This is a genomic window from Escherichia sp. Lx600-2 (assembly GCF_036662595.1).
GTDB lineage: Bacteria > Pseudomonadota > Gammaproteobacteria > Enterobacterales > Enterobacteriaceae > Escherichia > Escherichia coli.
Genome location: NZ_JAYQWM010000081.1, coordinates 1 through 15,144 on the forward strand (window position 1 = coordinate 1; position 15,144 = coordinate 15,144).

The window sequence follows — 15,144 nt, forward strand, 5'->3', positions numbered from 1 at the left end:
AGTTGGTGATCAATGTTTGGTCTTTCTTCTCGATTAACTGGGCAATTGTGGTGCAATACTGCCGTGTTGTAAAAAAGAGCAGTTTACGCACCATAAGTAATGAGTAAGCAACGAGTATGTCTACATCAATCCTAGCGTTAGCCCATAACTGGGCGTTTGCGATATTCCTTATCGGCACTATCGGTCTGTGTGCTTTCATGCTGGTCGCAGGTCACTTCTTGGGTAGCCGCGCCAAAGCCAGAACAAAACATGTCCCTTACGAATCAGGTATTGATTCGGTCGGTAGTGCACGTCTTCGTATGTCAGCTAAGTTTTACTTAGTCGCCATGTTCTTCGTTATCTTCGATGTTGAAGCCATGTTCCTATTTGCATGGTCAGTCGCCATCCGCGAAGCTGGCTGGGTAGGCTTTATCGAAGCCGCTATCTTTATTTTGGTATTGTTGGCGGGATTGTTTTATTTAGTTCGCGTTGGAGCATTGGATTGGACACCAGTCCGTTCTCGCGGAAAAGTAAAGCATCCTAGTGAAGTTATTAAAATCAGCAATCGTCATCCGCAGTAAAAAGCGAGGCATTATACAATGGATTATACGCTCACCCGCATAGATCCGAACGGTGAGAACGACCGTTACCCACTGCAAACTCAGGAGATCGTAACTGATCCACTGGAGCAGCAAGTTGAAAACAGTGTGTACATGGGGAAACTTTCTCATGCACTTCACGATGTTGTTAACTGGGGGCGCAAAAACTCTCTATGGCCCTATAACTTTGGCCTTTCATGTTGCTATGTAGAAATGGTGACTTCGTTCACGGCTGTTCATGACGTAGCCCGCTTTGGTGCGGAAGTACTACGTGCTTCTCCTCGCCAAGCCGACTTCATGGTCGTTGCAGGCACATGTTTCACTAAAATGGCGCCTGTTATTCAACGTCTGTATGACCAAATGCTTGAACCAAAATGGGTTATTTCCATGGGTTCATGTGCTAACTCTGGTGGTATGTATGACATTTATTCTGTTGTACAAGGCGTCGATAAATTTATCCCTGTAGATGTGTATATCCCAGGTTGCCCACCGCGCCCAGAAGCCTATATGCAGGCTCTGCTTCTGTTGCAAGAATCTATCGGTAAAGAGCGTCGTCCGCTGTCTTGGGTCGTTGGTGACCAAGGGGTTTACCGTGCCAACATGCAATCAGAAAGAGAAAGAAAGCACGGTGAACGTATTGCAGTGACGAACCTGCGTACACCAGACGAAATTTAAGGCTTAAAGCCATACAGCGTAACAGAGCAATGTTGTTGCGAAATAATAAACCTGATCAAGCGTTATGGTGAAGAATGATGACAGATCAGATAGCGCAAGCGAGTAGTACCCAGCCAGGATGGCAGACACAGGAACATTTAAATGACCCTGTGCTTCTGGAACTGCGCAATCAATTTGGGCCGGATGCCTTTTCTGTTCAAGCAACCCGCACTGGTATGCCAGTGGTTTGGGTTCGTCGTGAACAATTACTGGAAGTTGTAGATTTTCTAAAGAAACTACCAAAACCGTATGTCATGCTATTTGACTTACACGGGGTAGATGAACGCCAAAGAATCCACCGTCAAGGCCTGCCTGAAGCAGACTTTAGTGTTTTCTATCACATTATTTCTATTGACCGTAACCGCGATATTATGTTGAAAGTCGCTCTTAATGAGAAAGACCTCAACGTACCTTCTATGGTTTCGCTGTTCCCAAATGCAAATTGGCATGAACGTGAAGTGTGGGATATGTTTGGGATCACTTTCCAAGGTCACCCAAATTTACGTCGCTTACTGATGTCGCCAAGCTGGGAAGGTCACCCACTGCGTAAGGATTATCCTGCGCGTGCAACTGAGTTCGACCCCTTTGTTCTGACTAAACAGAAACAAGATCTGGAAATGGAAGCTTTAACTTTCAAACCAGAAGAGTGGGGCATGGCACGTGGAAATGAAAATGAAGATTTCATGTTCCTGAACTTAGGGCCAAACCACCCATCATCACACGGTGCATTCCGTATTGTACTGCAACTTGATGGTGAAGAAATTATCGACTGTGTGCCTGATATCGGTTACCACCACCGTGGTGCTGAGAAAATGGGCGAGCGCCAGTCATGGCACAGTTACATTCCTTACACTGACCGTATTGAGTACCTCGGTGGGTGTGTGAATGAAATGCCATACGTGTTAGCCGTTGAAAAATTGGCTGGCATTGAAGTGCCTGACCGCGTAAAGACCATTCGCGTCATGCTGTCTGAATTATTCCGTATTAATAGCCACTTGCTATACATCAGTACTTATATTCAAGACGTCGGCGCAATGACACCTGTATTCTTTGCGTTTACTGACCGTCAAAAAGTGTACAACGTGATTGAAGCTATCACTGGGTTCCGTATGCATCCAGCTTGGTTCCGTATTGGTGGTGTTGCACACGACTTACCGCGCGGTTGGGAAAAGTTGCTGCGTGAGTTACTTGATTGGCTGCCGAAACGTTTAGAGTCTTATGTCACGTCTGCACTGAAAAACTCCATCTTAAAAGGCCGTTCTATTGGTACAGCAATGTACAACAAAGAAGAGGCATTGGCATGGGGTGTGACAGGTGCGGGTTTACGTGCTACAGGCGTTGATTTTGACGTGCGTAAATGGCGTCCATATTCAGGTTATGAAAACTTTGAATTCGATATTCCTATCGCTCACAACGGTGACTGCTATGACCGTGTGATGATCAAAGTTGAAGAGATGCGCCAGAGTATCCGTATTCTTGAGCAATGCTACAAGAATATGCCAGAAGGCCCATTCAAAGCCGACCATCCATTGACGACGCCGCCACCAAAAGAGCGTACGTTACAGCACATTGAAACCCTGATTAACCACTTCTTGCAAGTGTCTTGGGGGCCAGTGATGCCTGCGAATGAATCATTCCAGATGGTTGAAGCCACGAAGGGGATCAACAGCTACTACCTGACCAGTGATGGCAGCACGATAAGCTACCGTACACGTATTCGTACGCCAAGCTATGCTCACTTGCAGCAAATCCCTGCGGTTATTCGCGGTAGTTTAGTTTCAGACTTAATCGTCTATCTGGGTAGTATCGATTTTGTAATGTCGGATGTGGATCGCTAACCATGCATAATGAACATGATAAACACAATCAACTCGATGTGGTGAATGTATTCGAACCTCAAGCTCATCATGGCTTTGTTTTAACTGACGAAGAGCGTGCAGAAATAGAAGGTGAGAAACATCACTATGAAGATGCGCGAGCAGCATCTATCGAGGCACTGAAAATTGTGCAAAAAAACCGTGGCTGGGTTGAGGACGGTGCGATCTATGCTATCGCTGACGTCTTAGGTATCCCCGCTAGTGATGTTGAAGGTGTGGCAACATTCTATAGCCAAATCTTCCGTCAACCTGTTGGACGCCACATTATTCGCTATTGCGACAGTGTTGTTTGCCATATTACTGGTTATCAGGGTTTAGAAGCTGAAATCATTAAACAGCTGAATATTCGCCCTGGCCAAACAACAGCCGATGGTCGCTTTACATTGCTGCCAACCTGTTGCTTGGGTAACTGTGATAAGGGTCCGACGATGATGATCGATGAAGATACTCACAGTTATGTGCAGCCTGAAAATATTCAAAAATTACTGGAGCAGTATCCATGACAAATTCTGTTAATCCAGTGATCCGTACTGCTGAAACTCATCCCCTAACATGGCGTTTGCGTGATGACAATCAGCCTGTTTGGTTAGATGAGTACCGCAGTAAAAACGGATACAAAGGTCTTGAGCGTGCGCTCAAAGGCATGGCACCGGATGAAGTTGTTAACCTTGTCAAAGACGCTGGCCTGAAAGGGCGTGGTGGTGCGGGGTTCTCAACAGGCCTGAAATGGAGCCTGATGCCAAAAGACGAAAACATGAAACTGCGTTATTTCTTATGTAATGCGGATGAAATGGAACCGGGCACCTACAAAGACCGCTTATTGATGGAGCAACTGCCTCATTTGTTAGTTGAAGGGATGATCACGGGAGCATATGCACTAAAAGCTTATCGTGGTTATATCTTCCTACGTGGTGAGTATGTTGAGGCAGCTCAACACTTGCGCCGTGCCATCGAAGAAGCGAAAGCTGCGGGCCTGTTAGGAAAAAATATCCTCGGTTCGGGGTTTGATTTCGAGCTATTTGTGCACACCGGTGCTGGGCGTTATATCTGCGGTGAAGAAACTGCACTGATTAACTCTTTAGAAGGTCGTCGTGCTAACCCGCGTTCTAAACCACCATTCCCTGCAACATCAGGTGCTTGGGGTAAACCAACTTGCGTAAATAACGTTGAAACTATCTGTAACGTGCCGGCTATTTTAGAGCATGGTGACCAGTGGTACATCGATTTAAGCGCAGGTAAGAGTAAAGACGCGGGCACTAAATTAATGGGCTTCTCTGGGCGTGTGAAAAATCCGGGTCTATGGGAATTACCATTTGGTACAACGGCACGTGAAGTATTAGAAGATTACGCAGGTGGTATGCGTGATGGTTTAAAACTTAAAGCATGGCAGCCGGGTGGGGCAGGGACAGACTTCCTGACCAATGACCACCTCGACTTACCAATGGATTTTGAAAATATTGCCAAAGCCGGTAGCCGTCTTGGTACTGCATTAGCAATGGCGGTTGATCATGAAATCAACATGGTTTCGTTAGTTCGTAACTTAGAAACCTTCTTTGCACGTGAATCCTGTGGTTGGTGTACGCCATGTCGTGATGGATTGCCGTGGAGCGTGAAAATTTTACAAGCACTGGAAAAAGGCGAAGGCCAACCGGGTGACATCGAAACATTAGAGCAACTTTGCCGTTTCTTAGGTCCGGGTAAAACATTCTGTGCTCACGCACCGGGAGCAGTCGAACCGCTGCAAAGTGCCATCAAATATTTCCGTGATGAATTTGAAGCGGGTATCTCGCAAAAAGATCTGCGTAACATCGTGCAGATTGCGGGTATCCAACCAAACCTGCTCAAGCAGCGTTGGTAATTATTTAGCGATTGAGCAACCGCTAAAGAGATTTTTCACGAAGAACGTATTTTTGATTAACGCCTGCTTTATGCGGGCCTTTGGGAAGCATGCTGACTATGGCTACAATATATGTAGACGGCAAAGAATATGACGTAAACGGGTCTGAAAACCTGTTACAAGCCTGTCTTTCTCTCGGGCTAGATATTCCTTATTTTTGCTGGCATCCGGCGCTGGGAAGCGTTGGCGCTTGCCGCCAGTGTGCGGTTAAGCAATATCAGAACGCGGATGATACTCGCGGTCGCCTAGTAATGTCTTGTATGACACCGGCAACGGAAGGTACCTACATCTCAATTGATGATGAAGAAGCCAAACAATTCCGTGAAAGTGTTGTGGAATGGCTGATGACCAACCACCCTCACGACTGCCCAGTCTGTGAGGAAGGCGGTAATTGCCACCTACAAGATATGACGGTGATGACCGGTCATAATATGCGTAAATATCGTTTTACGAAACGTACACACATCAACCAAGACTTAGGGCCGTTCATTAGTCATGAAATGAACCGCTGTATCGCTTGTTACCGCTGTGTGCGTTATTACAAAGATTACGCAGATGGCACGGACTTGGGGGTTTATGGGGCACATAACTATGTGTATTTCGGTCGTACAGAAGACGGTACGCTAGAAAGTGAATTCTCAGGTAACCTAGTTGAAGTCTGTCCGACAGGGGTCTTTACCGATAAAACGCACTCTGAGCGCTATAACCGTAAATGGGACATGCAATTTGCCCCGGGTATCTGCCAACAGTGCAGTATCGGTTGTAATACTAGCCCAGGTGAGCGCTATGGTGAAATCCGCCGCATTGAGAACCGTTATAATGGTTCAGTAAACCACTATTTCCTATGTGACCGCGGTCGTTTTGGTTATGGCTATGTCAACCGTAAAGACCGTCCACGTCAAGCTGTGCTAAATAAAAATGGTGTAAAACAGGTTATATCGGCTATTGAGGCAATGCAAAGCGGTGCGCAAATTATCAATCAAGCGAAGAAAGTGATTGGTATTGGTTCACCACGTGCAAGCATCGAAAGTAACTATGCGTTACGAGCACTTGTCGGTGCAGAAAACTTCTATTCAGGTGTTTCTTCGAGTGAGCAACGCCGTTTAGCGCTGATGCAAAATATCCTGCAAAATGGCGGTATCTATACGCCAACACTGCGTGAAGTGGAGGGTTACGATGCGGTGCTGGTACTGGGTGAAGATTTAACTCAGACAGGTGCGCGTATGGCGTTATCTGTACGTCAAGCGGTGAAAGGTAAAGCACGTGAAATGGCGGCAGCACAAAAAGTCGCTGACTGGCAAATCGCGGCAATCATGAACATTGGTCAACATGCGAAATACCCACTGTTTATCACCAATGTGGATGATACCCGCTTAGATGATGTCGCCGCATTTAATTACCGTGCTCCTGTGGCTGACCAAGCACGTTTTGGTTTTGCTATTGCCAACATGATTAATGGCGATGCACCAGCAGTGAATGACTTACCTGCAGACCTCAAAGCGAAAGTTGAAACCATCGCACAAGCGCTTTCAAGCGCGAAAAAACCACTGATTATCAGTGGTAGTCATAGTGCTAGTGAGGCGATGATCCAAGCCGCGGCTAACGTGGCATTTGCACTAAAAGCGAAAGGTGCGCAGGTGGGCTTATCTTACTTAGCCTCTCATGCAAACAGTTTTGGTTTAGCAATGATGGACGCACAGCCATTAGACAGCGCATTAGCTCGCATTGAAGCGAACGAAGCGGATGTGGCTATCGTTATCGAAAACGACCTGTACCGTCATAGCAATGTAGATGCGGTTAATAGCGCATTAGCGAAGCTGAAGCATTTGATTGTTGCTGACCATCAGCAAACCGACATCATGGATAAAGCAACATTAGTTCTGCCAGCAGCAAGCTTTGCTGAAGCAGACGGTACGTTGATTAACCAAGAAGGTCGGGCACAACGTTTCTTCCAAGTCTTCGACCCAACTTATTACGACAAAGCTATCGTGATGAACGAAAGCTGGCGCTGGATGCATTCATTGCAAACTGAAGCACAGGAACGTGATGCAGACTGGTCGCAACTTGACCATGTGATTGCTGATTGTGTTGCTACACTGCCACAATTTGCAGGCATTGTTGATTCTGCACCAAAAGCCTCTTTCCGTATCCGTGGTCAAAAACTGGCACGTGAACCTCATCGTTACAGTGGTCGAACAGCGATGCTGGCTAACCAATCTGTTCATGAGCCTCGTCAACCGCAAGATATTGATTCTCCATTTGCTTTCTCAATGGAAGGGAACAACAGCCCAACGGCACCACGTCAGCAAATTCCATTTGCTTGGGCGCCGGGTTGGAACTCACCACAAGCGTGGAATAAATTCCAAGCAGAAGTGGGGGGCCATTTGTTATTTGGTGACCCAGGTGTGCGTTTGTTCAATTCAACAGAAAGTAAATTGGCTTACTTCACTGATATTCCAGCAGCTTATCAAGCGACTGAAGCTCAGTGGGTGGTGGCGCCGTATTACCATCTGTTCGGCAGTGACGAAATGTCACAGCGTTCAGACGTGATCCAACAGCGTATGCCTGAGCCTTATATCATGCTGAATGCGCAAGATGCAGAGTCACTTGGTTTGACAGCAGGAACAAAAGCTGAATTTAGCCATGCAGGTCAAGCATTTAACTTAACTGTACGCCTCAGTAATCACCTATCGACTGGTCAAATTGGTTTACCATTAGGGATGCCGGGTATCGCACCTGTTCTGGCTGGCGTGTCAGTCAATAATCTGCGGAGGGGAGCATGATGGATTGGATTTCTCCTGAAGTAATGGAAGTCCTTATTTCCATACTTAAATCTGTCGTCATTTTATTGGTTGTTGTGACTTGTGGAGCCTACATGAGTCTGGGAGAGCGCCGTATTCTCGGTCTGTTCCAGAACCGTTACGGCCCTAACCGTGTTGGTCCGTTTGGGATGGGCCAGTTAATCGCGGATATGTTCAAAATGCTGTTTAAAGAAGACTGGGTCCCACAGTTCGCGGATAAGAAAATCTTTACGCTAGCGCCAGTTATCGCATTTTGCTCATTATTCCTTGCATTCGCCATCGTACCTGTTAGCCCAACTTGGCACGTGGCAGACCTGAATATTGGGATTTTATTCTTCCTGATGATGGCGGGTCTAGCGGTGTATGCGGTGTTATTCGCTGGTTGGTCAAGTAACAACAAATACTCTTTATTGGGGGCGATGCGTGCGTCAGCACAAACCGTGAGTTACGAAGTGTTCTTAGGCCTTTCTTTAATGGGCGTGGTTGCACAAGCAGGTTCATTCAACCTGATTGATATTGTTAACTCCCAAGAAGGCATGTGGAACATCATTCCTCAGTTCTTTGGCTTTGTAACTTTTGCGATTGCAGGTGTTGCGGTATGTCACCGTCACCCGTTTGACCAACCAGAAGCAGAGCAAGAGATTGCGGATGGTTATCACGTTGAATACTCAGGGATGAAGTTCGGTCTGTTCTTCGTTGGTGAGTATATCGGTATCGTAACGGTCTCTGCTCTGATTGTGACGCTGTTCTTTGGTGGCTGGCATGGACCATTCTTGCCGTCATTCTTGTGGTTTGCGATTAAAACTGCGTTCTTCATGATGATGTTTATCTTGATCCGCGCTTCTTTGCCGCGTCCTCGTTATGACCAAGTGATGTCTTTCGGTTGGAAAATTTGTCTGCCGTTGACACTGCTTAATCTGCTGGGTACCGCAGCAGTGATTTTATACAACGCTCAGTAAGGGGTGATTGAACCATGACATTAAAAGAGTTATTGGTCGGTTTCGCCACCCAAGTACGTAGTATTTGGATGGTCGGCCTACATGCGTTCGATAAACGCGAAACGCAAATGTACCCAGAAGAGCCGGTTTATCTACCACCCCGTTACCGTGGGCGTATCGTATTAACACGCGACCCTGACGGTGAAGAGCGTTGTGTAGCCTGTAACTTATGTGCGGTGGCTTGCCCTGTGGGTTGTATCTCACTGCAAAAAGCTGAACATGAAGACGGCCGTTGGTACCCCGAGTTTTTCCGCGTGAACTTTTCGCGCTGCATTTTCTGTGGCTTGTGTGAAGAGGCTTGCCCAACTACGGCAATCCAATTAACACCTGACTTTGAAATGGCCGATTGGAGACGTCAGGATCTGGTTTACGAAAAAGATGACCTACTCATTTCAGGTCCGGGTAAATATCCTGATTATAACTTTTACCGTAAATCGGGTATGGCGATTGCAGGTAAAGACAAAGGTGAAGCGGATAACGAAGCGAAACCGATTAACGTCAAAGACCTGTTGCCATAAGGAGCGATATTCATGGAATTTACATTTTATATCGCCGGCCTAGTTGCCATATTAGCAACTTTGAGGGTGATAACTAATACCAACCCGGTGCATGCACTGTTGTATCTGGTTGTTTCTCTGCTGGCTCTGTCGATGGTGTTTTTCTCTCTCGGTGCGTATTTTGCTGGGGCTTTGGAAATCATCGTTTATGCAGGAGCCATCATGGTCTTGTTCGTATTCGTCGTCATGATGCTTAACTTAGGTCGCTCAGTGCAAGAACAAGAGCGGGCTTGGTTAACACCAAAAAACTGGATTGGTCCCGCGGTGTTGTCTGCCGTATTACTGGCCATCTTAGTTTACGGTATTACCTCTTTGTCTTACGAAGATGGGATTAAAGGTACCGTGATTGGGGCGAAAGAAGTGGGTATAAGCCTATTCGGGCCTTATGTTCTAGCTGTTGAGTTGGCTTCATTGCTATTACTGGCCGGTTTAGTTGTCGCATTCCAAGTTGGGCGTGACCGTAAAGAAAACGGCGCTGACCTTGTCAGTGTACGTAATGCGGAGGAGCAAAAATGATACCTCTTCAACATGGTCTGATTTTAGCAGCGATTTTATTTGTAATGGGACTGAGTTGTCTCGTTATTCGCCGCAATTTGCTTTTCATGCTGATCGGACTGGAAATCATGATTAACTCTACTGCTCTGGCATTTGTTGTTGCAGGGAGTTTTTGGGGGCAGCCAGACGGCCAAATTATGTATATTTTGGCGATTACATTGGCTGCAGCGGAGGCGAGTATTGGATTGGCGTTGTTACTGCAACTCCATCGTCATCGTCAGAACCTGAATATTGATAAAGTCAGTGAGATGCGCGGATGAACCTACTCTATTTAACTATTCTGTTGCCTCTACTTGGGTCGGTGTTACTTGCCTTCTCTCGTGGACGCTGGTCAGAAAACGTTTCTGCCATTATAGGTGCGGGGTCGGTCGGCTTAGCGGCGCTCGTAGCACTTTATGTTGGCAATGAATTTTTAGCTCAACCTGTTTTATCAAATGGTGGATATGAACCATATTCACAACAACTTTGGACTTGGATGTCGGTTGGTACTTTCAACATTCCATTTACCTTAGTCCTTGATGGTCTGTCTCTTACCATGCTGGGTGTGGTAACGGGGGTGGGCTTCCTTATTCATGTGTATGCCTCTTGGTATATGCGTGGCGAGGAGGGTTACTCACGTTTCTTTGCCTACACTAACCTGTTTATCGCGAGTATGGTGGTTTTAGTTCTCGCCGATAACATGATGCTGATGTATCTCGGTTGGGAAGGGGTAGGGCTGTGCAGTTATCTGCTGATTGGTTTTTACTATACCAATCCAGACAACGGTAAAGCTGCGATGAAAGCCTTCTTCGTGACCCGTATTGGTGATGTGTTCCTTGCCATCGGTATGTTTATTCTGTGGAATGAACTGGGCACGCTGAATTTCAGCGAAATGGCAGTATTAGCACCTCAGAAATTTGCTGAAGGTTCGAGCGCTATCAACTGGGCTACCTTAATGTTATTAGGTGGTGCAGTCGGTAAATCAGCACAGTTACCATTGCAAACATGGTTGGCTGATGCGATGGCAGGCCCAACGCCTGTTTCTGCATTGATCCACGCCGCAACCATGGTGACCGCGGGTGTTTACTTAATTGCACGTACACATGTTCTGTTCCTGTTAGCACCTGAGGTTTTACATTTAGTGGGTGTCGTTGGTGCGGTCACATTAGTACTAGCTGGTTTTGCCGCATTGGTACAAACGGATATCAAACGTGTTCTTGCTTACTCAACCATGAGCCAGATCGGTTATATGTTCTTGGCTCTGGGAGTACAAGCTTGGGATGCGGCGATTTTCCACCTGATGACACACGCTTTCTTTAAAGCGCTATTGTTCCTCTCAGCAGGTTCGGTGATCCTCGCATGTCACCACGAACAAAACATCTTCAAAATGGGTGGGCTACGTAAGCAAATCCCATTCATTTATGCTGTGATGTTAATCGGCGGAAGCGCACTGGCTGCATTGCCATTGTTTACCGCAGGTTTCTACAGTAAAGATGCAATTTTGTGGGGTGCGCAGCTTGATGGGCAAACGGTGTTGTTATGGGCAGGTATCCTTGGTGCATTAATGACTGCAATTTATACCTTCCGTATGATTTTCATCGTGTTCCACGGTGAAGCAAAAATCAAAGCGCACAAGGTTAAAGGCATCACTCATACATTGCCACTTGGCATTCTGGCTATCCTTGCAACGTTTGTTGGTGCATTAATTCACCAACCATTAGAAGGGGTATTCCCTGCTGAAGCCGTGGGAAGTGAAGACGGTAAAGTCTTACTTGAAGCGATTTCTGGCGGGTTTGCAATCGCGGGTCTGTTGATTGCTATATTCCTCTATCTATTCAGACGTTCCATTGTTGATGCTATCGCGAAAACAGCAGTTGGCCGCTTTTTCAGTGCATGGTGGTACCAAGCATGGGGATTCGACTGGCTGTATGACGTAGTCTTTGTGAAACCTTTTAAAGGTATTGCATGGCTATTGGAGAGCGATCCGATTAACTCACTGATGAATATCCCTGCACGCTTATCAAGTTTAGCGAATAAAGGGCTTGCTGTGAGTCAAAACGGCCAGATCCGTTGGTATGTTGCCTCATTGGGGCTGGGTGCAGTGCTGATTCTTGCTCTGCTGCTTTTGGTTTAATTAAGGGACACATTGCGCCATGCTATTACCTTGGCTAATACTTATTCCCTTTATCGGAGGCCTGCTAAGTTGGCAGGCTGACCGGTTCAGTCACCGCGCTCCACGCTGGATTGCGCTGGCGACAATGGGATTAACACTTATTCTTTCCGTGCAATTGTGGTTACAAGGGAACTATTCTCTGGTTAATCCACAAGGCGTTCCACAATGGCAGTCTATTTTCTTTATGCCGTGGATCCCAGCACTGGGAATCAACATTCACTTAGCGATTGATGGTTTGTCACTATTAATGGTCGTATTGACGGCTATTATGGGCGCGTTTTCGATTCTGAGCTCATGGAGTGAAAACCAAAAGAACCAAGGTGCATATCACTTTAACCTGCTGTGGATTATCACAGGAGTGATGGGGATTTTCACTGCGGTTGACTTGTTCTTATTCTTCTTCTTCTGGGAGATGATGCTGATCCCGATGTATTTCCTAATTGCCAATTGGGGGCACAAAGGGTCAGAGAGTAGAAAACATATCAACGCAGCTACCAAGTTCTTTATTTATACGCAGGCGAGTGGTTTGATTATGTTAGTGTCCATCATTGGATTGGCACTGGCACACTTCAACTCAACAGGCACATTAACATTCAATTACGACCAACTGTTAGGCACACAAATGTCTAGTAGCGTCGCATTTATGTTGATGTTAGGTTTCTTTATTGCTTTTGCCGTTAAAATGCCATTAGTGCCATTCCACGGTTGGATGGCAGATACGCAAGAACAATCCCCAACCGCAGGTTCGGTGGACATTTCTGGTATTATGCTAAAAACCGCGGCTTATGGTTTGTTACGTTTTACTTTACCACTGTTCCCAGAAGCTTCTATCCAGTTCACGCCAGTTGCGATGACACTGGGTGTGATCAGTATCTTCTACGGTGCATGGTTAGCGTTCAAACAAACCGACATTAAACGTCTGGCGGCATACAGTAGCTTATCCCATATGGGGTTTGTGACAGTAGCGATTTATGCAAGTTCAGTGTTAGCGTACCAAGGTGCTGTGATCCAAATGATCACCAACGGCCTGTCAGGTGCAGCGCTGATTATCATCAGTGGTCAACTGTATGAGCGTACACAAACGCGTGATATGCGCATGATGGGTGGGTTGTGGAAACGCATTAAATGGTTACCAGGAATGTCCCTGTTCTTTGCCGCGGCAACGTTAGGCATGCCAGGTACAGGTAACTTCATTGGTGAGTTCATGATCCTGTTCGGTAGCTTCAGCCAATTCACATTAGTGACCTGCATTATGGTATTTGGTGTGGTGTTTGCTTCTATCTACTCGTTGTGGATGATGCAACAAACTTACTATGGCACACCAAAATCAGAAAAAGAAATGAAAGGGTTAACTGCGCGTGAATTCGGTGTGCTGCTGGCTCTAGCTGCTTTACTGGTTATTATCGGTTTCTATCCACAACCAATTTTAGATACTTCAATTGGTTCAATGGAAACATTGCATAACCTGTATTCTGCTTCACTTACAACATTAGGGCTGTAATTCGCCATGACAATAACTCCTCAAGAACTGATCGCAATATTACCACTGATGATCGTCGGGTTGACGGCAGTGGTTGTGATGCTGTCCATTGCGTGGCGACGCGATCACCTGACCAGCGCCGCGCTGACAGTATCTGGTTTTATTATTGCGTTGCTTTCACTGATTTGGGTGGCTGATGGCTACCTGATGGATGTGACTTCGCTTATCCGTGTTGATAACTTTGCACTATTCTACAGTGCATTAGTCTTAGTTGCAGGTATCGGTACTAGTATCTTTGCTTACCATTGGCTAGAAGGCTTTGGTGACAATAGAGATGAGTTTCACCTTTTAGTCGCTATTGCTGTGGCGGGTGGTGTGCTGTTATCTATGTCAAACCATATGGCGTCAATGTTTATCGGTATTGAACTGATTTCATTACCATTGTTTGGCTTAGTTGCTTATACCTTCGAACGTCGACGCACCTTAGAAGCAGGGATTAAATACATGCTGTTATCCGCAGCAGCGTCTTCATTCCTGTTATTTGGTATTGCATTACTGTATGCAGAGTCAGGCAGTTTAAGCTTTGCAGCGGTCGGTCAAAGCTTATCTGACAGCCAAATCCATGCGCCATTAATTATGATTGGTTTTGGGATGCTGATTGTGGGCTTCGGTTTTAAATTATCGTTATTCCCATTCCAGTTATGGACACCAGATGTTTACCAAGGTGCTCCTGCGCCAGTATCGGCATTTTTGGCAACAGGCAGTAAGATTGCTATCTTTGCCGTGCTAGTGCGTATTTTTATGGAAGCGCCAGTGACCAATAGCGACACTTTATCGATTGTTATCTCTGTCATTGCCATTGCCTCTATTTTATTTGGTAACTTGTTGGCAATTAGCCAAAAAAGTGCAAAACGCTTACTAGGTTACTCATCTATCTCTCATATGGGGTATTTGTTGGTAGCACTTGTTGCTTTACGTACCGTACCGGAATACGCCCAAACAACCATCGCTATTTACCTTGTAGGTTATCTATTTGCAAGTTTGGGGGCCTTTGGGGTAATCAGTATCGTTTCCAGCCCTTACCGTGGTGATGACCAAGATGACTTCAGTGCGTTCCGTGGCCTATTCTGGCACAAACCTGTGTTAGCAACGGTCATGACTATTATGATGCTATCACTGGCAGGTATTCCAATCACATTAGGGTTTATTGGTAAATTTTATGTGATTGCATCCGCAGTGAAAGCTGAATTATGGTGGTTAACTGGAGCTGTGGTGGTGGGTAGTGCAATAGGTTTGTATTACTACCTACGCTTTATGGCAAGCCTATATAGCCGTGATGCAGAACACGCAGAACGTTATACAGGCCCTGAAAAAGCGACATTGGGTACTGTGGTTGCCGTTATTTGTGCCATTGCAGTTATTGCATTTGGGGTTTGGCCACAACCACTTATCGATATCACATCAACAGCTCTTGCTGTGATTAACTGACGGTTAAACACATCATGTTGATGAAAACCGGTTACCTCAACAGTAAC

13 protein-coding genes are annotated in these 15,144 nt (G+C 46.1%); all 13 read left to right on the plus strand.

The genetic code is table 11. The features are described from left to right. Positions 1-116: 116 nt before the first annotated feature. The 13 genes from OQV04_RS19905 (at position 117) to nuoN (ending at position 15,097) form a co-directional block, all read left to right on the plus strand. Complete coding sequence (locus tag OQV04_RS19905; RefSeq protein WP_004259806.1) at positions 117-560, plus strand: NADH-quinone oxidoreductase subunit A; 444 nt, start codon at positions 117-119, stop codon at positions 558-560. Positions 561-578: 18 nt separating this feature from the next. Continuing rightward, positions 579-1,253: a NuoB/complex I 20 kDa subunit family protein gene (locus OQV04_RS19910; RefSeq protein ID WP_004912254.1), complete on the plus strand. Its 675-nt coding sequence runs from the start codon at positions 579-581 to the stop codon at positions 1,251-1,253. Positions 1,254-1,330: 77 nt separating this feature from the next. Then, a complete protein-coding gene (gene nuoC / locus OQV04_RS19915) occupies positions 1,331-3,130 on the plus strand; it encodes an NADH-quinone oxidoreductase subunit C/D (RefSeq protein WP_332642683.1) in 1,800 nt (599 codons plus the stop codon). 2 nt (positions 3,131-3,132) lie between these two features. Beyond that, positions 3,133-3,672 (plus strand): NADH-quinone oxidoreductase subunit NuoE, encoded by a 540-nt coding sequence (gene nuoE / locus OQV04_RS19920; protein WP_042844444.1) that lies wholly within the window; start codon positions 3,133-3,135, stop codon positions 3,670-3,672. Beyond that, positions 3,669-5,027 (plus strand): NADH-quinone oxidoreductase subunit NuoF, encoded by a 1,359-nt coding sequence (gene nuoF / locus OQV04_RS19925; protein WP_042844442.1) that lies wholly within the window; start codon positions 3,669-3,671, stop codon positions 5,025-5,027. Before nuoE ends, nuoF begins: the two co-directional genes overlap by 4 nt. Positions 5,028-5,125: 98 nt before the next feature. Beyond that, positions 5,126-7,849 carry an NADH-quinone oxidoreductase subunit NuoG gene (gene nuoG / locus OQV04_RS19930; RefSeq protein WP_173424803.1) on the plus strand — a complete coding sequence of 908 codons (2,724 nt, stop codon included), beginning with the start codon at positions 5,126-5,128 and terminating at the stop codon, positions 7,847-7,849. Next, positions 7,849-8,826 (plus strand): NADH-quinone oxidoreductase subunit NuoH, encoded by a 978-nt coding sequence (nuoH, locus tag OQV04_RS19935; protein WP_129466358.1) that lies wholly within the window; start codon positions 7,849-7,851, stop codon positions 8,824-8,826. Before nuoG ends, nuoH begins: the two co-directional genes overlap by 1 nt. 14 nt (positions 8,827-8,840) lie before the next feature. Beyond that, on the plus strand, positions 8,841-9,383 hold the full coding sequence (gene nuoI, locus OQV04_RS19940; RefSeq protein WP_042844439.1) for an NADH-quinone oxidoreductase subunit NuoI: 543 nt from the start codon (positions 8,841-8,843) through the stop codon (positions 9,381-9,383). A gap of 12 nt (positions 9,384-9,395) precedes the next feature. Then, positions 9,396-9,938, plus strand: coding sequence for an NADH-quinone oxidoreductase subunit J (gene nuoJ / locus OQV04_RS19945; RefSeq protein ID WP_332642673.1), 543 nt, complete (start codon positions 9,396-9,398; stop codon positions 9,936-9,938). Further along, a complete protein-coding gene (gene nuoK, locus OQV04_RS19950; protein WP_008910727.1) occupies positions 9,935-10,237 on the plus strand; it encodes an NADH-quinone oxidoreductase subunit NuoK in 303 nt (100 codons plus the stop codon). The genes nuoJ and nuoK overlap by 4 nt, the downstream gene beginning before the upstream one ends. Next, positions 10,234-12,090 carry an NADH-quinone oxidoreductase subunit L gene (gene nuoL, locus OQV04_RS19955; RefSeq protein WP_048607505.1) on the plus strand — a complete coding sequence of 619 codons (1,857 nt, stop codon included), beginning with the start codon at positions 10,234-10,236 and terminating at the stop codon, positions 12,088-12,090. The genes nuoK and nuoL overlap by 4 nt, the downstream gene beginning before the upstream one ends. A gap of 19 nt (positions 12,091-12,109) precedes the next feature. Then, positions 12,110-13,630: an NADH-quinone oxidoreductase subunit M gene (gene nuoM, locus OQV04_RS19960; protein WP_042844434.1), complete on the plus strand. Its 1,521-nt coding sequence runs from the start codon at positions 12,110-12,112 to the stop codon at positions 13,628-13,630. A 6-nt stretch (positions 13,631-13,636) separates the two neighbouring features. Then, on the plus strand, positions 13,637-15,097 hold the full coding sequence (gene nuoN, locus OQV04_RS19965; protein WP_042844432.1) for an NADH-quinone oxidoreductase subunit NuoN: 1,461 nt from the start codon (positions 13,637-13,639) through the stop codon (positions 15,095-15,097). Positions 15,098-15,144 lie beyond the last annotated feature (47 nt).